Genomic DNA, 23,574 nt, shown 5'->3' with positions numbered 1-23,574 from the left:
CGATGGCGAGGAACACACTCATCGGGGTTGCTTTACGACTTGGTGAATTAGCTGACTTTGCTTTGTTGCTTGGCGAAAATCGCCGCCATCTCGGGTTCATCCAGATGATCCAGCATTCGCTCCACCAACAAATGCACGCCGTCAGCCATGCGGCTGAGCGCCAAGGCTACGGAGCGGCGTGAGCCGTCCACATCATCGGCGAGGTTGGCGGCGATGGCGCTGATGGACAGCAAATCTTCCGAGGCATTGGCGAGAAGGGTTTCAGGGTTGATACCCGGGCAGACGCTGAAGAGCTGGCCGATGCGTTTCGGTGGTTTGGGGTCGGCTGGCGGGAAGTGATGGTCGAGGGCGCGCTCGGCGGCTTCGTTGAGTTTGTTTGAGTCGGGGCTTTCGTAGGGGGAGACCGGATCGGTGTCCGGCGGATTTGGAGTTACCTTGAACATGTCTTAGCTCTCTCTCTTGAGTGAGGCTGCAACCAGTTCGCGACTAAACGAATGGGAGGCAGCTGTGCACAGGTTAGTCGACCGACGAGCTAAGAAATCGGCGCACCCAAGAGTGCCCTGCGCACAGCCACCATAAGTACAGGGATGGGATACCTGACCAATTGGAACTATGCGACTTAGCAACGACGGGCGACTAAACCCGACCACTGATGGGCAGTGGCAGGGAAACGATAGAGGCCAAGGCTAAGGCGCACAAGCCGGCGGATTCTGGCGTAGCTGTAGGCAACGACGCAAGGTGTTGTAGCTTGCAGGAAGTAACCTTGAGCCGTTTTAAACAAGCGCTGTCGAGCGGTGTTTGGCTATCGGAAATGTTGGCAAGAAACGATATTCGACAACCATTCGGCTTAACGGAAGCGTCCTACGCCAAATATCGATTCGTCTGACTGCGCCAATTTATAGATCCACGCAAAGTCCCGTGCCTACAAATAGACACAGGGACATGTGGATGCTCAGCGATGCCAAGCAGGTCGTTTTCAAACTCGACATTGAAGGTTTTCCCCACGACCTTCAGGTACTCGAATTCCGCGCCAAGGAAAGGCTCAACCGACCCTACGCAGTCAAACTCGAACTGGTCAGCGAACGCCCCGACCTGGACCTCGAGTCTCTGCTTCATCACCCGGCTTTTCTGCGCTTCGGTCCTGACAACTCCGGCATTCATGGGCAGGTCTATCGAATCGCCCAAGGCGATTCAGGCAAACGCCTGACCCGCTATCAGATGACCCTGGTGCCCCAGCTCGCCTACCTCACCCACTGCCATAACCAGCGCATTTTTCAGCACCTGAGCGTGCCGCAAATCATCGCCAGCGTGCTGAAAGACCAAGGAATGCAGCCCGATACCTGGCGCTTCCAGTTGAGCGCCGAGTACCGACCACGGCTGTATTGCGTTCAGTACGAGACCAGCCTGCACTTCGTTCAAAGGTTGTGCGAGGAAGAAGGTCTGCACTTTCATTTCGAGCACAGCCCCGACGGCCATGTGCTGGTGTTCGGCGACGATCAAACCAGCTTCTCGAAACCCTCCCAGTCAACCGCGTACAGGCCAGGCAGTGGCATGGTCGCCGAAGCGCCGGTGATTGACCGTTTCAAACTGCGACTGGAAACCCGCCCGACCCACGTCAGCCGTCGTGATTACGACTTCGAGAAACCGCGTCTGGAACTGGAAAGCGAGGCCCAAAACCCGCTGCTGCCGCACCTTGAGGATTATGGTTTCCCAGGCCAGTTCACCCATCGTGAGCGCGGTAAACATCTGGCCAATCGGGCACTGGAACGTCACCGCGCCGATTACCAGCTAGCCGATGGACGTAGTGACGAAAGTACGATGCGCAGCGGCCATTTCGTCGACATGACGGAACACCCACGCGCTGACCGCAATGGCTTGTGGTTGTTGACCGAGGTCGAGCATGTTGGCTTACAACCCCAACCGCTGGAAGAGTCGATCACAGACGTCAGCCCGGCGGACGGTTTCAGTCAGGGCTACCGTAACCACTTCGTCGCGACACCTTGGGACGTCCTGTTCAGGCCGGCTCTTGAACACGCCAAGCCGCGAATAACGGGCAACCAGCATGCCATCGTCACCGGCCCGCCCGGTGAAGAGATCTACTGCGACGACTACGGTCGGGTAAAGGTTCAACTGCCGTGGGACCGCGATGGCCAACACAACGAACACTCAAGCTGTTGGCTACGAGTTGCCGCTGGCTGGGCCCATGACCGCTATGGCAGCGTGCTGATCCCGCGAGTCGGCATGGAAGTGTTGGTGGGCTTCAGTGAGGGCGATCCTGACAAACACTTCGTCCTTGGCTGTATGCCCAACGCCTCAACCCCGGTGCCACTGGATCTGCCCGCTCAGCATACGCAAAGCATTTTGCGCAGCCAGAGCAGTCCCGGCGGCGGCGGTTACAACGAGTTGCGCATCGAGGACAGACAAGGCGCCGAGGAGATTGCCCTGCGTGCCCAGCGCGACTTTGTCCAGCACGTTCTCAACGACGAACGCCTTCAAGTCGATAACCAACGCACCGTGGTCATCGGCGGGGTTGCCAGCCACGACCTGCGCGGTGAAGAACATCACCTGACCCACGGCAACCGTTTGACCGAACTCAAGCAGGACGACCACCTGTTGGTCCATGGCGATCAACATATCCGCGTCGCTAGTCAGCGACTCAGCGCCACGCAACAGATTCACCTGAGTGCCGGGCAACAAGTCGTCATTGATGGCGGAGCGCACCTGGCAGTCCAGGCTGGCGGTCATTGGCTGACGCTGGGGCCGGAAGGCATTTTCAGCAGCGTGCCGATTCTAGTGGGCGGCGCCCCGGGCGTGGGTCTACCCGCCGAGCCCCTGATGCCGGGCGCCTTGCCCTTGCTGAAAGTGACGTTCGACGCGGTACAGCAACGTCATGCGCTGATTTCAACCCGCACCTCGCGCTGCCTGATTTGTGAGGCCGCCCAAGGATGAACCACCTCTCGACCTCTCTGCCTGAAGACCTGCCCTGGAGCGAGCAACAGGCTTTCCTGTTGCTGGACGGCGCGACCTTGAGCGATTTGCCGGAACGCTTGAATCAACTGAGTCCCGGCGCCAACGCCGTCGCGCTGTATGACTGCCCGTCGTTTACTGCGCTACGGGATATCTCGCCGATGCTGGTGGCGATCCAACAACCTGACGAGACGATTGTTCAGTTCTATCTGCAACAAGCGCACGAAGAGTGGGGCGTGCTGTTGTTCAGCACCACGCCTGCGCATGACGTCGCTCAGCACTTGCGCAAACTGTTGACGGTTGAGTTGCCAGAGGGGTTGCCGGTCTTGCTACGACTGGCCGATGCCGCCGTGGCGCGTGCCCTGTTCGGTAGCGGCGATCAGCGATTGTTTGGGCCTCTGTCCTGTGTGGTAACCGCCGATAGCGTCGACGCGAATTGGCATCGCCACCAACCCCGGTCGTCCGAGCGTCCTGACCTGCCGACGCCTTATCGCCTGAGCCCTGAACAGAATTCGGCGCTGGACCACGCTGATCGGCGCCGCGTACTGCTCGAACTCGACACTCACCTGCTTGCTTACTTTCCCGAACGTTATGGCGGTGAAGCCGTGGCCCAGCGTTGGCCAACGCTCGAACAACTGGAGGCCGAGGCCGGCGCCTTGGGCTTGAGCAGCCAATCCGAGCTTTTCCACTATGCCAACGTCATGGCCTGGCTGGACGGCTCACCACTCGACCAGCATCCGCAGATCAACGGGTTGCTGCATACGCCATCACTGCAATCGCCCGGCGAGCGCGTTGCGCTGGCCGCTGATCTGGCCCAGCGCTGGGCCAGCCAAGGAGGACACCAATGACTCACCCTGCGAACCTCGCCGCAGCGGCGGCATCCAAATCCCCCATCGGCTCTCTGGGTGCTTGCCCTTTGCGCCAAACCCACGTGCAGCTGCTGCCCTTGCGTTACGGACTGGTGGAAAAGCCCCTCGACCCGAGTGCCAAGCTGAAGCTGCCGTACACCCTGACGACCCGTCCGCTGGGCATTCGCATGCTGCGCGATGGCTGGATGTACATCATCGACAGCGTGACCGGCCACCTGCACGAATACCAGGTACTCAACGGACTGGTCAGCGCCTTGTTGCACAAGGGCGCCAAGGTCGACAGCGATCAGCGCACGCCCATCGAAGAGCGTCCGGCGCTGGTGTTTTCGCGGCGCAGCACCCTGCATGTGACCTTCGCCGAAGTGCAATGGACGGCGGCCAAATGCATGCAAGTGCTCGACAGCCGCGCCGAGCGTGACCACTTCATGCAGGCCGTCGATCTCGGCCCGGTGCATTGCCAAACCGGTGGTGAGCATCTGCTGACGGTCGCGCAAGGCAAACAGTGGCTGGCAGAGATTGCGACCGATCCGGCCCGGCAGGCGCAAGCCGCACAAGCCGCACAAGACCGCGCGGAACAGGAAGCCGAGTTGCCACCGGACGCCGTTCCATTGCCGACGGTGCACGTCAGCGATGCCCCCGAGCACGAACGTGAACCCTATTTGTGGGAAAAGCCGCCGCGCTTTCGCGAGGCGCATATCGGCGAGTTCCTCGGGCGGGTCCGCCCGGCCTATCAGGACGACACGCTGTTCCTCGTGGTGCAGGATGACCTCGGCGTATTGCGCGATCTGGCCAAATATCAGGACACCGTGGTCGGTTGGGTCGACGGCTGGAGCAATACCGACCACAACGAACGCGATTATCTGCTGGCTTGCTACATCGAATCCTTGAGCCAGCTCAGTCCGGCGGATGTCGGCAACCTGGCCGACGCCAGCGACGACCCGGCGGTCAATGCGCTGCTTGTCGATCTGCAACAGTTGCCTGAACCAACCCGGGAACACATCCGCAAAGCCTTGCTGGATTACCTGAACAAGGGTGGCAAGGTCGAGCCGGTCGACGTACCAGCCCCCCCGGAGCTGGTGCAACTGCGCAAGGAAGCCCAAGCCGAAGTCCAGGAGATGCTCAAGTATCAGGGGGGCAATCCAGACATCACTGCACACAGGCGCGCCATTGACGACGCGGACCGCAGTTACTACACCCGCCAGCACTTTGCGATGGCCCCCACCGACTTCGTTGGGCAGCACCTCAAAACCCTGATCAAGCTCGGCAAGGAGCAAAACAAACGCATTGAGGACGTGATCGAGGGCTCCGATTTCACGGGCAAACGCGGGATCAACGATTTCATCGACCGCCCCGCCATGGACGACGCGTTGTTTCAGCACCGCGCAGACCTCGGGCGCTGGAACCGCTTGCTCGAACGCATCACCGCTGACCGTACGATGCTGGTATGTGCCGGGCGTTACCATCGTTCGGCCTGGTACTACGACGCGCACGAGCCGCAGCAATTGGCCGAGGTCTTCGCTGCCGAATACGCCTGCATCAAAGACATCTGCCGCAGCGACCACGCAAGCAAAGAAATGCTTGGCTATCTGGAAGAACACCCGGAGTTGACGCGGTCCCCGTTCTATACCTTGCCGTTGCGCGTCAGGCCTGAGCTGCTGGTGCAATACAGCCTGGTGTCCAATGCGGGTACCGGTCTGTTCAGCAAGCTGCCCCAATGGTTGGAAACCCTGCGAAAAATCGAACAACCGCACCTGCCTGCCCTCGACGATTTGCCCGAACACACCCGCGCCATGGCCGACGCGGTGCAACACAGCTACAGCCCAGCGTTGAACCTGGGCCTGAGCCGGGCGCTGGAAGGCTTCGATCTGGCGGGTGGAAAAGTCCCCGACCTCGACGAACTGTTCCGCCATCTGCCCAAAGCGCTGCCGGCACGGATCCTCGATGCGGCGAAAAGCACCGGGGTGACGTTCACCGTCGCCACCCCGGCCGAACACACGGCGCTGCAAACCGACATCAAGGACGTGCTCAGTGAGCGCGCTTACCAAAAGAGTTTGACCAGTGAGCGCAACCGGCTGACCCACAACAAAAAACTGCCGGGACACAAGACCCAACGGGCGATTGAGTTGCAGACCGAGATCGTCCGGGTGCGAGCGCAATTGACTCAACTCGAAGGCCGACTGGCGGGTGCGTTGAGCCCGATTGCTGAGTTGCCGGATGGGTCGGTGCGCACGTACGGTGCTACCCCGGCTCGGGCGGGGGTGACGGTGGTGTTTCCACCGGCGCAGCAGCAGGAAGTGAGGAGTTTGCTGAAGAACATTCGGCTGGGGGTTCAGAGCGTGCCGAAGGCAGACTTGATCAAGAGCGAAGGGGTTGGGTTGTTGGTGTTTTTGGCGCAGGCGGTGAATTTGGTGGTGGTCATTAGGGTGTTGGTGAATCAATCCAGGGACGAACGGGTCTGGAGACCAGTTATCAACGCCCTCACAGCCACAGGTGCCGCAGGGTTTGCCGCAGCACAGAGCCTGGCAGACACCGCTCTGAAGGCACGTAGCGATAAGCTGGTCTGGGCAGCTCAACATCACGCCTTGGAGAGTGTGCATGTGCAAATGGGGAAGATGCATGTGGGACTGGGTTTCGTTACCTACGGGCTTGGTCTTATTTCTTCAATATACAGCCTGAGTACCCAACAGCAGAATTGGCAGCAAGCAACGCGCAGCGGCAATCGCGCGGCCCAAAGCAGTGCTGCTCTGGCTACAGTGGGTGCAGCCGGCATGACAGCTGTTAATGCTTATGGCCTTAGTCATACTGTCCACGCCACTTTTAAAGTAGTGGCTGCAAGGAGTGCCGCGGCACGCACAGCCGCTTGGGCCGCAGCCGGTACACGCCTGTCTACTGTGTTTTTCCGAGTCAACCTGGCCGGCTTCCTGTTTACCGTGTTGGAGTTCGGCGGCACCTGGCTATTCAACCGCTACAACATCAGCGCCCACGACAAATGGCTCAAAACCACGCCATGGAGCCTGGACAGCGATGAACGCGGTAACTACACCTTGGATCAGTACCAACGTTACCTCGGCGAATTGCTTCACGCCCCTTCTGCACAACTTGGCCTGAACAAGCATGATTCATTGCTGAAGAACCTGTTTTTGCGCGCCAAACCCAGTGATATACATCTGGCGCTGCCGGGGGTGAACCTGAGCGACTTCCAGCCACCGTTAAGCGGTAAACCGTCTCACCGCCTGGGTATCGGCGCCCATCGGCTTTTCCGCCCACTGGACAGCCGCGGGACCGCGCGTGAACGCAAGGATGTGATCAGCGATGAAGTCACTGACAGCCTGCAGGTCGTGCAAGCAGACCCGCTGATTCTATGCCTTCAATATCCACTGAACCGTGACGCCCCTCTGACGCCGGTGGTCGAGACACTGGAGCTGGGGGTGTGCGTGCAAACGCTGAACGCCAAAGGCGAGTGGATCTCTCGCACTCACGTCATTCACTTAAACCCTCGGGGCGAAGGCTATTTTCCTTCGCTGCCGCCAAAATCAGTCACCGAGCCTCCACCTCTATTGCTGGTTGAAACCCATTTGCTGGAGCCGGTCGACCATGCCCCAAAACCTTGATAGCCCCACGCCGACACCGCACCTTGAGCAATCGCGCAAAGCCGGAGATGTCGAGCCCTTTCCAAGCGGGAAGATCACCTATCTCGCGCCGTTGCCGCTTCCTACACCGTTGCCGCCTCATGGCCCTCATATAGGGGAGTTAAATGAGGTGTACATGGACTTCGGGTTGGGTTCACCTCAAGTGTTTTCATGGCAGGTCATATTAGGCGGACCATTCACCCTTGCCTTTATGATTGCCTTCCTATTCCCATTAATTGGCGGCTTCATGTTTTTTTTGTTCGGGATGGGTTGGGACGATATTTCTCATGCCATAGAGGGGATCTTTCATGAAGCCTACGGACTATCTTTACAAACTAGTTTCATCACCCTATTCATCGGCCTCTGCGTCTGGCTCCACAACCACAACAAACGCGCCGAAATCATCCCCACCCGCTTCAACCGCCAGCGCCGTGAAGTCTGTTTCATGCCCGAAGCCGCCACCGAACCGGTCTTCGTCCCCTGGGAGTCCCTCTCGGCCTGGGTCATCGAAGCCCAAAACGCCACCCAGTACGGTATCCGCCGCCAATACGGCATGGGCATCGGTTTCCAGCACGGCGAGACCCTGACCAGCGTCGAATTCCCCTGCACCGGCCTGCCTATCGCCATCAGCCACTGGGAAGCGATTCGTGGCTACATGGAATACGAAATCCACGACCTCAAATCCATCCAGGACCCGCAAGACCTGCAAGGCCCCGACGACCCGCCCCACGAAGGCCTGCATACCTTCCACAACGCCCGCGCGCGCATGCATCAGCAAATCCGCGACGGTTCACGCAACCGGCTCTCGGGATTTTTCTGGTACCTCTACCACGTCATGACGCTGTGGACGATTCCCAACTACCTGACCGAATGGGAAATCCGCCGCATCAAAACCATGGGCCAACACACGTTGCCCGAGGCAATGCGTCAGTGGTCAGAGCCGTTGCCGAAGGAACAATGGGCCAAGCCAAGCGACGAACTGCTGCGCATGAGCGAACAAGTACGAGCACTGCACAAGCGACAGCCAAGACGAGCCATTACCGAGATTTTTGCCGAGGTCCAGCGCTTGAATCCGACCGATAAGCGTCGCGCATGAGTTATAGAGACGTGCTTGAAGCCCCGGTTTTCAGTGGTAACTCCCGGATCAGTCGGTGAGCCTGAAATATTCGGTTGGTGGTTACGGAATGTTGTTTCCACGTACGAAGCAGGCGTAGCAATCAATACGTTAAGAGAGGGCCTTCGTACTGTTGTTCGGACAATTAGCTGACAACAGTGAGAGCCTTTAATGTCGTTCAGGACCTGTTGCTCGAAATGTCTTCATTACTGTTTGCGCAAGCGTTTTGGCGGAACGAAAAGACGCCGCTTTGAATCACCGGTGTAGCGAGAACCGGTTACAACCTCCAATTGCCCGCCTTCACGCACAAAATCACTCACCTCTTTAACCCGGCGGCTACGGAGCCAGGTAATCCACTGGATCAACTCGGTATATCCCTGCTGTTCCAGCATCTGGGTAAAACGCACTTGCCAGCGCTTGCAGGCATTTCCGCAAAGCCCCGTACGGCGTTGCAAATCAACCACGCTTTCGCCATTGATCACCCCTTGAGCTAAACCCAGCCAGTGTTCCGGGTAACCCAATCGGGACAGCACCGTGCCACGCAGTAAGCTCAACGTGCTTGAGCAGCCAGAACAGTAGAAATTGGGGCGCCGCTCATCGACGCGCCGCATTTGAAGCGAGCCACACCTTGAGCAAACAGCCTGTTGAGTCGTCAGTAAATGCTCTAACCCACTCAGGAACGCCTGTGCCTGGGCCGCAATATGCGGCGGCGGTTCCAGATCGGTTCGATCTTGTCGCGCAGACCACCAGTGGTACAACGCTGGAAATTCTTTAGCCATTACCGCTCGGCAGGGTTTAATCCAGCGCCACGTGGTACTGGGGGAAATGCCCAGCGCTTTGGCAATATTGGGCATAGGCCAGCCTGCTAAGAGGTACTGTCCATAGGTGGACCACAGGTGCATAAGCCCGTACCCCGAAAATGGATTTTTCGACAGACAGTTAAAGCCTTTATTGCAAGCTGCACAGCGGTAAAACGGAAGACGCAGGTTTGGCATGGCCTCCAGTCTGAAGCGTGGATGACCACACTGCGGGCATTCGACCGGTGATTTATTGGGTAGCTCGTGCAGATAACGGATAAATGCATCCGCCTGACTGTGCAGCTCGATGGGCAGGCATCTGTGGTAGTCAGGTGAGACTGCCAAGTGGGCAGCGTTGGCCGGTGCGAACACGCTTATCCTTTTGCTTTTTTAGCTCGTCCTTAAGCTGAGAGAGAAAAAATCGCGATGCCCGAGCCATGCCTGGTCCGAGCAGGTCGCCAAAATGCCGGGCACGCTAACAAGGCATCCAAAGTATTGATGTAGGAGAGATCTTGAAGCCAGGTATGAAATATCCGCGATACCAAAAGTTCCATTTTGGAACTTTGTTGTAACTATAAAATGCCATCACAGTGATGGCACTTTTCTTATTGCCTGTTGTCACTCATCGTTTTATTCGCTGATGCCGGTAACATTTCGGAATGATCCTACATTTATCTTTTTTTATTTTTGGCATGCTTCGCGCCTGTCTCAGGGAGCGAATCGGCAATGAATACTGCGTTTATTAAGACGGAAGCGACGGAAGGCTCTATCTCAACGGTTTCCGGTCAGTGGGTGGGGCGATGAATAATTAGAATGATCTCGGGGATTCCCCTGCTACATATAGGGAGATCTCCTACGAGATGAAAAGACACTTCGTCTTGTTGTTTAATCAGATGCTTGCTAGTGGCCATCATCGTGAGTACGATGCGCGCACTTGAAAGAGCACGAACTCAATTGGATGAGACTCATCGCAGCTCTTTGATTCTGTCTCGCGTCATTGGAACTCCAATGGGCGTATGACTGTAATCCTAATTAAAGGCCATGGATGTCCTACTCAAGCAAACTTTCCGCTCATTACCTCGAACTCGCAAAAGCCTCTGTTTCCAAAGAGAATTTCGCGGGCGAGGATGTTCGCTTTTCGAGCGAATATGAGGCGCTGGAAAGCGAGCTGGGCAAAGCCCAATCCATGCACGAAAGCGGTCAGATCGACTGGCTGAAAATCCGCGAAAACAGCGAAAGCCTCCTGCGCACCCAGTCCAAGGATTTGCGGGTTGGCGCCTGGCTGACCTGGGCGCTGTACCAGCGCGAATCCTTTCAAGGGCTGCTGGCCGGCCTCGGTTTGCTGCACTACCTGTGCGAAAGCCACTGGGCCGAAGTCCACCCGAACAAGGCCCGCACCCGCTCCGCTGCCATCAGTTGGCTGGTACCGCGTCTTGAGCAGGTACTGACCGAAAACGTCGCGATCAAAGAGCAGTTGCCGATGTTCCGGCGGCTGGTCGAACACCTTGAAGGTCTCGATGCCGCTTGCACCGAGCACTTGGGCGACGATGCGCCGTTGCTGCTGCCGATCTCCCGCCGCCTGAAGAACATGGTCCAGCGTGCCGCCGACAATCAGCCGGAACCTGGCGTCGTCGGCGCAGCGGTGGCTCAGGTCAAACAAGCCGCCACGCAACTGTTCACCCCCGGCGCACCGATCGACAACGAAAAAGAAGCCCATAAAGCCCTGCGCGCCCAGCAGGAAAGCGCGCGGCCGTTGTGCGCCTGGTGGCTCAAGCAGAAAGCCACCGATCTGCGCGCCTTGCGCCTCAATCGCACACTGTTGTGGTTGCCCATCGATGCGGTGCCCGAGCGCAATGCCGAGCAGATCACCGTTCTGCGCGGGTTGCCGGCCGACAAGCTCAAGGCCTACCAGGATCGTTACGACCAGGCCAAATACGCCGATCTGCTGGTGGAACTGGAGGCGAGCCTGGCGAAGGCGCCGTTCTGGTTCGATGGCCAGCGAATGGTTTGGGAGTGCCTCCAGGGGCTCAATGCCGAGATGGCTATGCGCGAAGTGGAAATCCACTTCGCGCTTTTGATTCAGCGCCTGCCCGGCATCATCGAATTGCGTTTCCATGACGGCGCCCCGTTTGCCGATCCGGCCACCCGCGCCTGGGTCAGCGCCCACGTCATGCCGCACCTGCAAAGCGCCAGTGCGCCGCGCAAGGTCGAAGTCGCCGACACCCAGCCGGCCTGGGAACTGGCCCTGGAAGAAGTCTTGCCGATCCTGCGCAAGGACGGCCTCAAGGCCGCCGTGCAGATCCTCAAGCAAGGCCTGCAAAGCGCCCAAGGCGGACGCGTCCGATTCTTCTGGCAGTTCGCCCTCGCGCGGTTGTGCTTCATGGCCAAGAAATACGAACTGGCCAGGACCCAACTCGAAACGCTGGACCAAACATTACAGGACTCAGGCCTGAACGCCTGGGAGCCCGATCTTGCGCTGGAAGTGCTGCATTTACTGCATAGCTGCTGCGAGTTGTTACCGCAGAACCATGCCGTACGTGAACGCAAGGAAGAGATTTATCGCAGGCTGTGCCACCTCGATCTCGAAGTGGTACTCGAATAGGCCCCAGGGCCACAACCGCAAGGAGAATAGCCATGGCCAAAGAAGGCTCGGTAGCCCCCAAGGAACGCATCAACGTCACTTTCAAACCTGCCACCGGTGGTGCTCAGGAAGAGATTGAACTGCCGTTGAAACTACTGGCAATCGGTGACTACACCCACCGCAAGGACGAACGTAAAGTCGAAGATCGCAAGCCGATCAGCATCGACAAGATGACCTTCGACGAAGTGCTGGCCAAGCAAGAGCTGACCCTGACGTTGAACGTGCCGAACCGCCTTCAGGAAGAGGGCAGCACTGAAGAGCTGGGCGTGCAACTGCGCGTCAACTCGATGAAGGACTTCAACCCGGCCAGCCTGGTCGAGCAAGTGCCTGAGCTGAAAAAACTGATGGAACTGCGCGACGCGCTGGTGGCCCTCAAAGGCCCGCTGGGTAACGCGCCTGCGTTCCGCAAAGCCATCGAAGGCGTTCTCGCCGACGACGAATCCCGCGGTCGCGTACTGGGCGAGCTGGGCTTGAACGCCGCAGCCCAGGACGCCTGAGTCTCCATCAGCCAAGGAAGCCAACACAATGAGCACTAGCGCAGCACAGCAAAAGAGCAAAGAGAACGGCGAATACAGCATTCTCGACAGCATCATCGCCGAAACCCGCCTGACGCCGGACGACGAAGCCTACGACATCGCCAAGCGCGGTGTGTCGGCCTTCATCGAAGAGCTGCTCAAGCCGCAGAACAACGGTGAGCCGGTCAAGAAAGCCATGGTTGACCGCATGATCGCCGAGATCGATGCCAAGCTCAGCCGCCAGATGGACGAAATCCTGCACCACCCTGACTTCCAGTCCCTGGAATCGTCGTGGCGTGGCCTGCAGTTGTTGGTCGACCGCACCAACTTCCGCGAAAACATCAAGATCGAAATCCTCAACGTCTCCAAAGAAGACCTGCTGGACGATTTCGAAGACTCGCCGGAAGTAATGCAATCGGGTCTGTACAAGCACATCTACACCGCTGAATACGGTCAGTTCGGTGGTCAGCCGGTTGGCGCGATCATCGCCAACTACTTCATGTCCCCAAGCTCGCCGGACGTGAAACTGATGCAGTACGTGTCCAGCGTCGCCTGCATGTCCCACGCGCCGTTCATCGCCGCGGCCGGCCCGAAATTCTTCGGCCTGGAAAGCTTCACCGGTCTGCCGGACCTGAAGGATCTGAAAGATCACTTCGAAGGCCCGCAATTCGCCAAATGGCAGAGCTTCCGCCAGTCGGAAGACTCCCGTTACGTTGGCCTGACCGTGCCGCGTTTCCTGCTGCGTAACCCGTACGACCCGGAAGAAAACCCGGTCAAATCGTTCGTGTACAAAGAAACCGTCGCCAACAGCCACGAGCACTACCTGTGGGGCAACACTGCCTACGCGTTCGGCACCAAGCTGACCGACAGCTTCGCCAAATTCCGCTGGTGCCCGAACATCATCGGCCCGCAGAGCGGTGGCGCGGTTGAAGACCTGCCGTTGCACCATTTCGAAAGCATGGGGGAAATCGAAACCAAGATCCCTACCGAGGTTCTGGTTAGCGACCGTCGTGAATACGAACTGGCCGAGGAAGGCTTCATCTCCCTGACCATGCGCAAAGGCTCCGACAACGCGGCGTTCTTCTCCGCGAGCTCGGTGCAGAAGCCGAAGTTCTTCGGCATCAGCGCAGAAGGCAAGGCCGCAGAGCTGAACTACAAGCTCGGCACCCAACTGCCGTACATGATGATCGTCAACCGCCTGGCTCACTACTTGAAAGTGCTGCAGCGCGAGCAACTCGGTTCGTGGAAAGAACGCACCGACCTCGAGCTGGAACTCAACAAGTGGATCCGCCAGTACGTGGCCGACCAGGAAAACCCAAGCGCCGAAGTGCGTGGCCGTCGTCCACTGCGCGCTGCCCAGATCATCGTCAGCGATGTTGAAGGCGAGCCTGGCTGGTACCGCGTCAGCCTGAACGTGCGCCCGCACTTCAAGTACATGGGTGCCGATTTCACCCTGTCGCTGGTTGGCAAGTTGGACAAAGAGTAAGCGGAGCTAACTCATGACTGGATACGGCAGCCTTTTCGAACGCCTGGGTGGCGACGCGGACAAACGCGTCGGCTGGAGCCGCGAGGTCTCCGCCATGGCGTCCGTGGCTGCCCATCTGGCCAAGATGCTCAGCACCCGTGCGGGCAGCGTGCAAACGCTGTCCGATTACGGGCTACCCGATCTCAATGACATGCGTCTGAGCCTGCACGACTCTCTGAGTCAGGCCCGTTTGGCCATCGAAAATTTCATCGAGGCCTACGAGCCACGCCTGAGCAATGTGCGTGTCATCTCCCTGCCGCGTGACCACGATCAGCTTCGCCTGTCCTTCAGCATCGAAGGCTTGCTGGAAGTTGATGGTTTCAAGCGTCAGGTCAGTTTCGCCGCGCGCCTGGATGGTAGCGGTCAAGTCAAGGTCAACTAAGGAGACTCCGATGTCCGGCAAACCCGCAGCACGCGTATCCGACCCCACCGCTTGCCCGCTCCCCGGCCACGGCACCAACCCGATTGTCGCCGGTTCCGGCGACGTCTTCTTCGACGGCCTCGCGGCCGCCCGTCAAGGCGATGCCTCGGCGTGTGGTGGTGCGATGTCGGGCGGGTTGGCGACGACGGTTTTGATTAACGGGAAAGCGGCTGCGACGGTGGATTCCGTTGGGACGCATGGCAACAAGGTTACGGCCGGGTCCGGGACGGTGATTATCGGGAATTCGCATTCTCCGGTGCCGTTTGTGGCGCCGTTGCCGGTGATTATTCCAGGGATATTCAATCGTGTTTTTTCTTTTAAAACTGCTAATGGAAAAACCGTTGAGGGCCTGAACTATAGCCTTCGTTCTGAAAGTGGAACTGAAAAAGTCGGTACAGCGATGTCAAGTATGTCCGGGAGCTTTTCGACAGGTCAGAAAGCCGAGCCTGTCACGATTTACATTTCGGCGGAGTAAGCTTTTTGGAAACGATTATTAAAGTTGACGGATTGCCTTACACCTTCGTTGTCAATGATGGCGCCGCAGCTCTAAAACTCGAGAGTGTCACTACTGCGAGTGATGATGTGGTTCCGGAAAATTTGAAGCTTCCAGAAGCCTGGGTGATTACTCGCTCTAATGGCGTGCCCCTGTTTGCTGTAAAGCCGGATGCTTGCGATAAGCCATTTCGTATTTTGACTGCTGAAAAACTTTATGCCGAAGCGATTCAATGGTTCGAACCACTGGCAGATAATTATCGCGAGTTGATATGGGTTAATCCAAAGAGTCGTTTCGAAGGCTCGGAAGTATATGGCGCATATAAACAGCATACATGGCAATCGATTATAGATTTTGCCATTGTTGATCGTGACTCCCTGATGTTTTACAACCATATGCCTGGCGATTGGAAGAGACAGTCAGACGGCGGAAACGGTTTCCTGCTTACCCTTGTGGAGGGGGAGCCGTACTGGACTGACGGCCTGGGACAGATACCGTTTGCCATAGATACATTCCGGATGTATTGGCAGAAGACGCTCGAAGTCGATTCCGCAATCCGGAAAACTGGGGTCACCGGACTGGAGTGGGCAGATGGATCACTGGGTGGAAGCGACAAAGGAAGTGAAAACGTATACGACAACTTTATAATTATCAGAGCTTGTTTGTGGGCATCTGAGAACTTTACTTTGGTTTCCGAGAAGAAAAGTCTTGGAGCAAAAAGAGTTGGTCCAAATGCCGCAGAAGTTATGAATACAGTGTTCGTGCCGTCTTCGGTTGTGCGACTTAAAACATCTATAACTCCAGATGTTCTTGCTAAATATAAGACGTGGAAACCATGATTCTAAAGATTGTTGTTGGGTTGATTATTTATTTGCTGGTGGGTGTGCTGTATTTCTTTGTTCATGACTATGGTGTGGACTTTTATAAAACGCATATGGGTGGGTTTACTGCGCGAGGTGTCGGGATAGGCGTGACCGCAGAGTTGACGTTCTATTTTTTCATTTTTATTAATCTGATCGTCTTCTTAGTTCCAAAGCTTGCAATAAAGCTGGTGTTGTTAGGGGCAATGGTAGGCATCGTTCTACTCTATTTTCTTCCTGAGAATCCGGTCAGGGCAATGGCTTATAGCGGGCTAACAAGCAGCATGAGCCTCTTGGCGTTGGTCTCGCGTTTGATGGCAGATCGACTGATTTCACGGCGTTGGTCCTGAGCCAAAGGTGAAAAATGGGAACGCCCCGAATAAGCGCTGTTTTACGGTGTGGCTCAAGGCTGTGCCACGTTGTTGGCGATCCTTGTTACTCAAGTCATCGAGTTGCGTTTGGCCTTACGAACCTTCACTCGTCGTGTCGAACATGTCCCGTCCACAGGTGGCGGCCAATGATCGCGATTCTGGGTCATACGGCCGAGTTCTTCAGGGCCGCTTTTCCATGAGATCCACTACCAGGCAGGTAACCCGTGTCCTTTAACCACTACTACCAAAGCGAACTCACCGCACTTCGCCAGTTAGGTCGTCGATTCGCCGAGCGTAGCCCGGCGTTGGCGCCTTTCCTGGGTCAGGCCGGGCGGGATCCGGACGTAGAGCGGTTGCTGGAAGGCTTCGCTTTCCTGACCGGCCGCCTGCGTCAGAAGCTCGACGACGAGTTGCCGGAACTCAGCCATTCGCTGATGCATTTGCTGTGGCCCAACTACATGCGGCCGCTACCGGCGTTCAGCATTTTGCAGTTCGATCCGTTGAAGCGATCGGGACCTGCGTTGATGGTCGAGCGCGACACACCGGTCGAGAGTGTGCCGATCGATGACGTGCGTTGCCGTTTCCGTACCTGCTACCCGACCGAAGTCCTGCCGCTGGATCTGGCCGCGCTGAATTACTCGGTGAAAGGCGACGGTTCGCTGTTGAGCCTGCGTCTGGAGATGAGCGCTGACGGTCATCTCGGTGAGCTGGAGCTGAGCCGTCTGCGTCTGCACTTCGCCGGTGAGCGCTACATCAGCCAGATGCTGTACCTGAGCCTGTTGCGCAACCTGGAAGGCATCGAGCTGATCCCGCTGGACGGTGCCGGCAAGCCCATCAACGGTGTGAACGGCACGCCAATGGCATTCAAGATGCCCGGCGACCGCGTGCAGCCGGTGGGTTTTGCCGAAGAAGAGGCGTTGATCCCGTATCCGCTGAACACCTTCCGTGGCTACCGCTACTTGCAGGAATATTTCGCCTTCCAGGACAAATTCCTGTTCGTCGATGTTAACGGTCTGGACCTGCTCAAGGCCCTGCCGGAAGACACGCTCAAGCAGGTGCGCGGCCTGGAATTGCGCTTCGACATTCGCAAGAGCGGCATCCAGCGCCTGCGCCCGACGCTGGACAACGTGAAGCTCTACTGCACGCCCATCGTTAACCTGTTCAAGCACGATGCACTGCCGATCCGCCTCGACGGCAAGCAGGACGAATACCTGCTGCTGCCAGCCGAATACGACCTGGAAAACTGCGGTGTGTTTTCGGTGGAAACCGTCACCGGCTGGAAACCCGGCGGCCTCGGTTATCAGGAGTACGTGCCGTTCGAATCGTTCGAGCACGACCCGAGTTTCGACGTGCCCAACAGCCGTCCGCACTACAGCATTCGCCAGCGTTCGTCCTCGTTGCACGACGGCCTCGACACTTACCTGAGCTTCGGCATCCGTCACACCGAAGCCCACGAAACCCTGTCGATCGAGCTGATGTGCACCAACCAGAACCTGCCGCGCAAGCTCAAGCTCGGCGACATCTGCATGGCCTGCGAAGAGACGCCGGAGTTCCTCAGTTTTCGCAACATCACCCCGGCCACGCCCAGCTATGCGCCGCCGCTGAACCGTGACTTCCTCTGGAAGCTGATCAGCAACATGTCGCTTAACTATCTGTCGCTGGCCGACGTCAATGCGTTGAAGGTGATTCTCGAAACCTACGACCTGCCGCGCTACTACGACCAACACGCTGAAAAAGTCAGCAAGCGCCTGCTGGGCGGGCTCAAGTCGATCAAGCACCAACACGTCGACCGCTTGCACCGAGGGTTGCCGGTACGCGGGTTGCGCACCGAGCTGACCATCGATCCGGAAGGGTATATCGGCGAGGGCGACCTGTTCGTTTTCGCTTCGGTTCTTAACGAGTTTTTCGCGCTTTACGCCAGTCTCAACTCGTACCACGAGCTGCGAGTAAAAAGCACACAGGGAGAGGTGTACCAATGGACACCACGTATGGGTCTGCAACCCCTGCTTTAAGCGGGCTGACCCGGGTAATACGCGAGTACTCGCTGTTTCAGGCCGTGCTGCTGGTGGTTGACCGGCTGCGCGAGGCGCACCCGTACCTGAGCGAAGACGATCTGTACGACCAGCTGGAATTCCAGGCCAACCCGAGCCTGGGTTTCCCCGGCAGTGACGTCGATCGCGTGGAGTTTTTCGAAGAGCACGGGCAGATGCGCGCGCGTCTGCGTTTCAACCTGATCGGCCTGGTCGGTTCCGGTTCGCCGCTGCCGGCGTTCTACGGCGAACAGGCCTTGGGCGATAGCGAAGACGGCAACCCAACCCGCAATTTCCTCGACCTGTTTCACCATCGCCTGCAACGGCTGATGCTGCCGATCTGGAAAAAGTACCGCTACCGCGCAAGCTTCCAGAGCGGCGCCCTCGACCCGTTTTCGTCGCAGCTGTTTGCGTTGATCGGCCTCGGTGGCGAAGAGATCCGCAGAGCCCAGGAACTGAACTGGAAACGCCTGCTGCCGTATCTCGGCTTGCTCAGCTTGCGGGCGCATTCGGCGGCGTTGATCGAAGCGGTACTGCGTTACTACTTCAAGCATGCCGAACTGACCATCGAGCAGTGCATCGAGCGTCGCGTCGAAATCCTCGACGAGCAGCGCAATCGTTTGGGCCGCGCCAACAGTCTGCTCGGCGAAGACCTGGTGCTGGGCGAACACGTGCGCGACCGCAGCGGCAAGTTCCGCATCCACATTCGCGAACTCGACTGGCAACGCTTCCACGAATTCCTGCCGATCGGTTTCGGCTACCAGCCGCTCTGTGCGCTGGTGCGGTTCACCCTGCGTGACCCGCTCGATTACGACATTCGCCTGGTGTTGCGCCAGGAAGAAATCCGCGAACTGCGCATCGGTGAGCAGAACGCCTGTCGCCTGGGATGGACCAGTTGGCTCGGCCGCGAAAAAGCGGACGGCGTGGTGACCCTGGGCAGCAAAATTCATTAAGGACGTGAGACCTATGATCAACGTAGACCTGCAACAACTTATCCAGGCGCTGGACGCCGAAACCCGTCGTGACCTGGAAAGTTCGGCCGAACGCTGTGTCGCCCGTGGCGGCAGTAAGATCCTCGTCGAAGACTTGCTGCTGGGCTTGCTGGAGCGCCCGCAAGGCCTGCTCGCACGCGCGCTGCAAGACGCCGAAGTGGATGCCGGTGAGCTGAGCGCGGCGTTGCAATCGCGGGTCGAGCACAGCGCTTCGCGCAACCCGGTGTTCGCCCCGGAACTGGTGCAGTGGCTGCAAGACGCGTTGCTGGTGGCCAACCTTGAATTGGGCCAAAGCCAGGTCGAACAAGCCGCGTTGATTCTCGCGCTGTTGCGCAATCCGATGCGCTACGCCGGCAGCCGCTACCAGTCATTGCTGGCCAAGCTGAACATCGAGCGCCTGAAAGAATTTGCCCTGTCGCAGAAAGAACAACCGGCCACCGGTAAAACCGCTGTGCCCGGCGAATCGCTGCTGCAGCGCTTCACCCACAACCTGACCCAACAGGCCCGCGACGGCAAACTCGACCCGGTGTTGTGCCGCGATGGCGCGATCCGTCAGATGGTCGACATCCTCGCCCGTCGCCGCAAAAACAACCCGATTGTGGTCGGTGAAGCCGGCGTCGGTAAAACCGCCATTGTCGAAGGCCTGGCCTCGCGCATCGCGGCCGGTGAAGTGCCGCAAGTCTTGAAAGGCGTCGAGCTGCTGTCGCTGGACATGGGCCTGTTGCAGGCCGGCGCCAGCGTCAAAGGTGAATTCGAACGTCGCCTCAAAGGCGTAATTGACGAAGTCAAAGCCTCACCGAAACCGATCATCATCTTCATCGACGAAGCCCACACGCTGATCGGCGCGGGCGGCAATGCCGGCGGTTCCGACGCGGCCAACCTGCTCAAGCCAGCCCTGGCCCGTGGCGAGTTGCGCACCATCGCCGCCACCACCTGGGCGGAGTACAAGAAGTACTTCGAAAAAGACCCGGCCCTGGCCCGTCGTTTCCAGCCGGTGCAACTGCACGAACCGACCGTCAGCGAAGCGGTGACCATCCTGCGTGGCCTGGCTCAGGTCTACGAGAAGAGCCACGGCATCTACCTGCGCGACGACGCGGTGGTTGCGGCGGCCGAGTTGTCTGCTCGCTACCTCGCGGGCCGTCAGCTGCCGGACAAAGCCGTCGACGTGCTCGACACCGCGTGCGCCCGTGTGCGCATCAGCCTCGCCGCCGCACCGGAAAGCCTTGAACGCCTGCGTGGTGAACTGGCTGAAGGTGGCCGTCAGCGTCAGGCCCTGCGCCGTGATGCCGAGGCGGGTCTGCTGATCGATCACGAAGCGCTGGACGCTTTGGAAGATCGTTTGGCTGAAGCCGAAGACGAAATGGTCGCCCTCGAAGCGCTGTGGACTGAACAGAAAGAACTGGCCGAGCGCCTGCTGGACCTGCGTCAGCAACTGGCCAAGGCTCGGGAGGCTGCTGCCGTCGAGCCAACCGTCACGGTTGAAGAAGACACCGAAGGCACCGTCATCGAAACCCTCGAAGTGCCTGAGGATGAAGCGCAAAGCGTCGAAACCTTGGAAGCCGCACTCAATGAAACCCACAAAGCCCTGACCGAGCTTCAGGTCAAAGAGCGTCTGGTGAGCTTCGAAGTCTGCCCGCGTCTGGTCGCCGAAGTGATCAGCGCCTGGACCGGTGTGCCATTGGCCCAACTGGCCCGTGAGCACAACGCCAAGGTCGCGAGCTTCGCCACCGACTTGCGCACCCGCATCCGTGGTCAGGAACAAGCCGTTCACGCACTGGACCGCTCGATGCGCGCCACCGCTGCCGGCCTGAACAAACCTGATGCGCCAGTTGGCGTGTTCCTGCTGGTCGGCCCGAGCGGCGTCGGCAAGACCGAAACCGCGCTGGCCCTCGCTGACTTGCTGTACGGCGGTGATCGTTTCATCACCACCATCAACATGTCCGAGTTCCAGGAGAAACACACCGTCTCGCGCCTGATCGGTGCGCCGCCGGGCTACGTCGGTTACGGTGAGGGCGGCATGCTCACCGAAGCCGTGCGCCAGAAACCGTACTCGGTGGTGCTGCTCGATGAAGTCGAGAAAGCCGATCCGGACGTGCTCAACCTGTTCTACCAAATCTTCGACAAAGGCGTGGCCAACGACGGCGAAGGGCGCGAGATCGATTTCCGCAACACGCTGATCCTGATGACTTCGAACCTGGGCAGCGACCGCATCGCCGAGCTCTGTGAAAACGGCGCGCGGCCGTCGGCCGAAGTCCTTGAAGAAACCATCCGCCCGGTGCTGAGCAAACACTTCAAACCGGCGCTGCTGGCGCGTATGCGTGTGGTGCCTTACTACCCGGTGGGCGGCCCAGTGCTGCGCGAGCTGATCGAAATCAAACTCGGCCGTTTGGGCGAGCGCCTGAATCGTCGTCAGCTGGATTTCACGTACTCGCAAGACCTCGTCGATCACTTGGCCGAACGCTGCACCCAAAGCGACAGCGGCGCGCGCCTGATCGACCATTTGCTCGACCTGCACGTGCTGCCGTTGGTGGCCGACCGCTTGCTCGATGCGATGGCCACCGGCGAAAGCCTCAAGCGCGTTCACGCGACGCTCGACGGCAACGCCAGCGTGACCTGCGAGTTCGTCTGAGGTGGGTGTGATGTTCACTCAAGTGCCGCAACCGCTGGTCTATGCCGAAGCCTTGCTGGCGCAATTCGCCAGCCTGTCGCGCGCGGCGGACGGTGCTGCGCTGCTGGGTGACTTCGTGCGCGGCTTGGCCGAGCTCAGCGGTTGCGAGTTGACGCAGCTGTACCTGCTGGACGCGACTCACACGTGCCTGGGGATGAACGCCGAATGCCTCAACGGCATCCTGCAACCCCGGGAAGCGGCGAGCCTGCCGGCGGATTACAACGGTGAACAACTGCTGCAGTTCGCCCTGTGCCAGAGCCGCGTGGTGTGCCTCAGCGAGTTGAGCGGCAGCCTGCACGAAACCAGTTTCCTGCCGCCTCAGGCCATGCCTTGGCAGTCGCTGTTGTGTGTGCCGCTGGTCAATCAGCAGAAAGCCGTGGAAGGCTTGCTGGTGTGCGCCAGTCGCCGGCACATCGACCTGCAAGGCTTCGCCGATTCCCTCGGTCAACTCGGTTCGTTCGTGCTCGGCCAACTGCATTTGTTGCAACGTCTGCGTCAGCCTACCGGTGAGGCACGACCGGCGAAGGTCAGCGTTCCGAGCGCCAGCGGTTACGGTTTGATCGGCAAGAGTTCGGCCATGCGCCAGACCTATTCGCTGATCAGCAAAGTCCTGCACAGCCCGTATACCGTGCTGCTGCGCGGCGAAACCGGCACCGGCAAGGAAGTGGTGGCGCGGGCGATTCACGATTGCGGCCCGCGACGCTCACAGGCGTTCATCGTGCAGAACTGCGCGGCGTTCCCCGAGAACCTGCTGGAAAGCGAACTGTTCGGCTACCGCAAAGGTGCGTTCACCGGTGCTGATCGCGACCGTGCCGGGCTGTTCGACGCGGCCAACGGCGGCACCTTGCTGCTCGATGAAATCGGCGACATGCCGTTGTCCCTGCAAGCCAAGCTGTTGCGGGTTCTGCAGGAGGGCGAGATACGCCCACTGGGTTCCAACGACACCCACAAGATCGACGTGCGCATCATCGCCGCGACTCACCGGGATTTGTCGGTGCTGGTCAGCGAAGGCAAATTCCGCGAGGACTTGTACTACCGCCTCGCGCAATTCCCGATCGAGTTGCCGGCCTTACGTCAGCGCGAAGGCGACATCCTCGACCTGGCCCGGCACTTCGCCGACAAGGCGTGCTCGTTCTTGCAGCGCGATGCGGTGTGCTGGTCCGATGCGGCGCTGGATCACCTGTCCGGTTACGCCTTCCCTGGCAACGTGCGCGAACTCAAAGGCCTGGTCGAACGCGCGGTGCTGCTGTGCGAGGGCGGTGAGTTACTGGCCGAACATTTCTCTCTGCGCATGGAAGCCATGCCGGAAGACAGCAGCAGCCTGAACCTGCGCGAACGCCTGGAGCAGGTCGAACGCAGTCTGCTGCTCGATTGCCTGCGCAAAAACGACGGCAACCAGACCCTCGCCGCCCGCGAACTCGGGCTGCCACGCCGCACACTGCTGTACCGCCTCGGGCGCCTGAATATCAACCTGGGTGACTTCGATGGTTAATCCAAAACAAATTCCTGAGGTGAGCAAGCTCCCTGTGGCGAGGGAATTCCCCGTGGCGAGGGGATTTATCCCCGTTCGGCTGCGCAGCAGTCGCAATCCAGCCAACGCGGTCTGCCTGAATAAACGGGGCAGCCGGTTTTGGGGCCGCTTCGCGACCCAGCGGGGACAAGTCCCCTCGCCACAGGGGACC

General features: G+C 58.8%; 17 protein-coding genes. 15 read left to right on the top strand and 2 right to left on the bottom strand.

Annotated elements, in window-relative coordinates; translation table 11 throughout:
• Positions 1–47 precede the first annotated feature (47 nt).
• On the bottom strand, positions 48–443 hold the full coding sequence (locus ACA059_RS31145; RefSeq protein ID WP_497632155.1) for a DUF6124 family protein: 396 nt from the start codon (positions 441–443) through the stop codon (positions 48–50).
• 505 nt (positions 444–948) lie between these two features.
• Here ACA059_RS31145 and ACA059_RS31140 point away from each other — a divergent pair.
• The 4 genes from ACA059_RS31140 to ACA059_RS31125 all read left to right on the top strand — a co-directional run bounded on the left by ACA059_RS31140 (position 949) and on the right by ACA059_RS31125 (position 8,561).
• Complete coding sequence (locus ACA059_RS31140; protein ID WP_497634752.1) at positions 949–2,949, top strand: type VI secretion system Vgr family protein; 2,001 nt, start codon at positions 949–951, stop codon at positions 2,947–2,949.
• Positions 2,946–3,815, top strand: a complete 870-nt coding sequence (locus tag ACA059_RS31135; protein WP_497632154.1) for a DUF4123 domain-containing protein — start codon at positions 2,946–2,948, stop codon at positions 3,813–3,815. Before ACA059_RS31140 ends, ACA059_RS31135 begins: the two co-directional genes overlap by 4 nt.
• Positions 3,812–7,447 carry a toxin VasX gene (locus tag ACA059_RS31130; RefSeq protein WP_497632152.1) on the top strand — a complete coding sequence of 1,212 codons (3,636 nt, stop codon included), beginning with the start codon at positions 3,812–3,814 and terminating at the stop codon, positions 7,445–7,447. Before ACA059_RS31135 ends, ACA059_RS31130 begins: the two co-directional genes overlap by 4 nt.
• A 265-nt stretch (positions 7,448–7,712) precedes the next feature.
• Positions 7,713–8,561 (top strand): hypothetical protein, encoded by an 849-nt coding sequence (locus ACA059_RS31125; RefSeq protein ID WP_497632150.1) that lies wholly within the window; start codon positions 7,713–7,715, stop codon positions 8,559–8,561.
• A 224-nt stretch (positions 8,562–8,785) separates the two neighbouring features.
• Here the strand turns inward: ACA059_RS31125 and ACA059_RS31120 are convergent, their stop codons facing one another.
• A complete protein-coding gene (locus ACA059_RS31120; RefSeq protein WP_497632149.1) occupies positions 8,786–9,748 on the bottom strand; it encodes a transposase in 963 nt (320 codons plus the stop codon).
• A gap of 673 nt (positions 9,749–10,421) precedes the next feature.
• Here ACA059_RS31120 and tssA point away from each other — a divergent pair.
• From tssA to ACA059_RS31065, 11 genes are all read left to right on the top strand, one after another.
• A complete protein-coding gene (tssA, locus tag ACA059_RS31115; protein WP_497632147.1) occupies positions 10,422–11,978 on the top strand; it encodes a type VI secretion system protein TssA in 1,557 nt (518 codons plus the stop codon).
• 32 nt (positions 11,979–12,010) lie between these two features.
• Positions 12,011–12,514, top strand: a complete 504-nt coding sequence (gene tssB, locus ACA059_RS31110) for a type VI secretion system contractile sheath small subunit (protein WP_008150078.1) — start codon at positions 12,011–12,013, stop codon at positions 12,512–12,514.
• 28 nt (positions 12,515–12,542) lie between these two features.
• Positions 12,543–14,018 carry a type VI secretion system contractile sheath large subunit gene (gene tssC / locus ACA059_RS31105; protein WP_497632144.1) on the top strand — a complete coding sequence of 492 codons (1,476 nt, stop codon included), beginning with the start codon at positions 12,543–12,545 and terminating at the stop codon, positions 14,016–14,018.
• Positions 14,019–14,031: 13 nt separating this feature from the next.
• Positions 14,032–14,439, top strand: coding sequence for a type VI secretion system baseplate subunit TssE (gene tssE / locus ACA059_RS31100; RefSeq protein ID WP_008150080.1), 408 nt, complete (start codon positions 14,032–14,034; stop codon positions 14,437–14,439).
• Positions 14,440–14,449: 10 nt separating this feature from the next.
• Positions 14,450–14,953: a PAAR domain-containing protein gene (locus ACA059_RS31095; RefSeq protein WP_497632143.1), complete on the top strand. Its 504-nt coding sequence runs from the start codon at positions 14,450–14,452 to the stop codon at positions 14,951–14,953.
• Positions 14,954–14,958: 5 nt separating this feature from the next.
• A complete protein-coding gene (locus ACA059_RS31090; RefSeq protein WP_497632141.1) occupies positions 14,959–15,810 on the top strand; it encodes a hypothetical protein in 852 nt (283 codons plus the stop codon).
• Positions 15,807–16,181: a hypothetical protein gene (locus ACA059_RS31085; RefSeq protein ID WP_497632139.1), complete on the top strand. Its 375-nt coding sequence runs from the start codon at positions 15,807–15,809 to the stop codon at positions 16,179–16,181. Before ACA059_RS31090 ends, ACA059_RS31085 begins: the two co-directional genes overlap by 4 nt.
• Before the next feature lie 245 nt (positions 16,182–16,426).
• Entirely contained in the window at positions 16,427–18,214 is a 1,788-nt protein-coding gene (gene tssF / locus ACA059_RS31080) for a type VI secretion system baseplate subunit TssF (protein ID WP_497632137.1), read from the top strand.
• Positions 18,178–19,185, top strand: coding sequence for a type VI secretion system baseplate subunit TssG (tssG, locus tag ACA059_RS31075; RefSeq protein WP_033059313.1), 1,008 nt, complete (start codon positions 18,178–18,180; stop codon positions 19,183–19,185). Before tssF ends, tssG begins: the two co-directional genes overlap by 37 nt.
• 13 nt (positions 19,186–19,198) lie before the next feature.
• Entirely contained in the window at positions 19,199–21,853 is a 2,655-nt protein-coding gene (gene tssH, locus ACA059_RS31070; protein WP_497632134.1) for a type VI secretion system ATPase TssH, read from the top strand.
• A 10-nt stretch (positions 21,854–21,863) separates the two neighbouring features.
• The gene (locus ACA059_RS31065) at positions 21,864–23,384 is read left to right on the top strand and encodes a sigma-54 interaction domain-containing protein (protein WP_497632132.1); all 1,521 of its coding nucleotides are present in this window, start codon (positions 21,864–21,866) and stop codon (positions 23,382–23,384) included.
• The last annotated feature ends 190 nt before the right edge of the window (positions 23,385–23,574 follow it).

This window comes from Pseudomonas sp. LBUM1647 (assembly GCF_059716175.1).
Note: the sequence above shows the minus strand (reverse complement) of the source record. Positions and strands in the feature narration are given on the sequence as shown.

What these genes read in the sequence shown, in the direction of transcription:
- ACA059_RS31145 (WP_497632155.1), bottom strand. Translation starts at nt 443, where the DNA reads ATGTTCAAGGTAACTCCAAATCCGCCGGACACCGATCCGGTCTCCCCC.
- ACA059_RS31140 (WP_497634752.1), top strand. Translation starts at nt 949, where the DNA reads ATGCTCAGCGATGCCAAGCAGGTCGTTTTCAAACTCGACATTGAAGGT.
- ACA059_RS31135 (WP_497632154.1), top strand. Translation starts at nt 2,946, where the DNA reads ATGAACCACCTCTCGACCTCTCTGCCTGAAGACCTGCCCTGGAGCGAG.
- ACA059_RS31130 (WP_497632152.1), top strand. Translation starts at nt 3,812, where the DNA reads ATGACTCACCCTGCGAACCTCGCCGCAGCGGCGGCATCCAAATCCCCC.
- ACA059_RS31125 (WP_497632150.1), top strand. Translation starts at nt 7,713, where the DNA reads ATGTTTTTTTTGTTCGGGATGGGTTGGGACGATATTTCTCATGCCATA.
- tssA (WP_497632147.1), top strand. Translation starts at nt 10,422, where the DNA reads ATGTCCTACTCAAGCAAACTTTCCGCTCATTACCTCGAACTCGCAAAA.
- tssB (WP_008150078.1), top strand. Translation starts at nt 12,011, where the DNA reads ATGGCCAAAGAAGGCTCGGTAGCCCCCAAGGAACGCATCAACGTCACT.
- tssC (WP_497632144.1), top strand. Translation starts at nt 12,543, where the DNA reads ATGAGCACTAGCGCAGCACAGCAAAAGAGCAAAGAGAACGGCGAATAC.
- tssE (WP_008150080.1), top strand. Translation starts at nt 14,032, where the DNA reads ATGACTGGATACGGCAGCCTTTTCGAACGCCTGGGTGGCGACGCGGAC.
- ACA059_RS31095 (WP_497632143.1), top strand. Translation starts at nt 14,450, where the DNA reads ATGTCCGGCAAACCCGCAGCACGCGTATCCGACCCCACCGCTTGCCCG.
- ACA059_RS31085 (WP_497632139.1), top strand. Translation starts at nt 15,807, where the DNA reads ATGATTCTAAAGATTGTTGTTGGGTTGATTATTTATTTGCTGGTGGGT.
- tssG (WP_033059313.1), top strand. Translation starts at nt 18,178, where the DNA reads ATGGACACCACGTATGGGTCTGCAACCCCTGCTTTAAGCGGGCTGACC.
- tssH (WP_497632134.1), top strand. Translation starts at nt 19,199, where the DNA reads ATGATCAACGTAGACCTGCAACAACTTATCCAGGCGCTGGACGCCGAA.
- ACA059_RS31065 (WP_497632132.1), top strand. Translation starts at nt 21,864, where the DNA reads ATGTTCACTCAAGTGCCGCAACCGCTGGTCTATGCCGAAGCCTTGCTG.